Below are 227 nucleotides of genomic sequence, written 5' to 3'. Positions count from 1 at the left end.
TCGAGGTGGAAGCATGGTGACATGTGGAGCTGACGAATACTAATAGATCGAGGACTTAACCATATAATATGTAGCAATGTTATCTAGTTTTGAAGGAATATATATTAAAATTCCTTTTGACATTCTGAAAAGAATGTGCATAATGATAAAAGTCTGGTAATGATGGCAGAGAGGTCACACCCGTTCCCATACCGAACACGGAAGTTAAGCTCTCTAGCGCCGATGGT

The 227-nt window shown here is 39.6% G+C and carries 1 rRNA gene; it reads left to right on the top strand.

Going from position 1 to position 227, the window contains the following annotated elements:
* Positions 1 to 152: 152 nt before the first annotated feature.
* Positions 153 to 227, top strand: a 5S ribosomal RNA gene (gene rrf / locus JDS82_RS29495); the annotation flags it as partial.

The organism is Bacillus cereus group sp. N14 (genome assembly GCF_016483555.1).
Classification (GTDB): domain Bacteria; phylum Bacillota; class Bacilli; order Bacillales; family Bacillaceae_G; genus Bacillus_A; species Bacillus_A wiedmannii.
The sequence above is the reverse complement of the archived record's forward strand: the minus strand, read 5'-3'. Positions and strand labels throughout refer to the sequence as shown.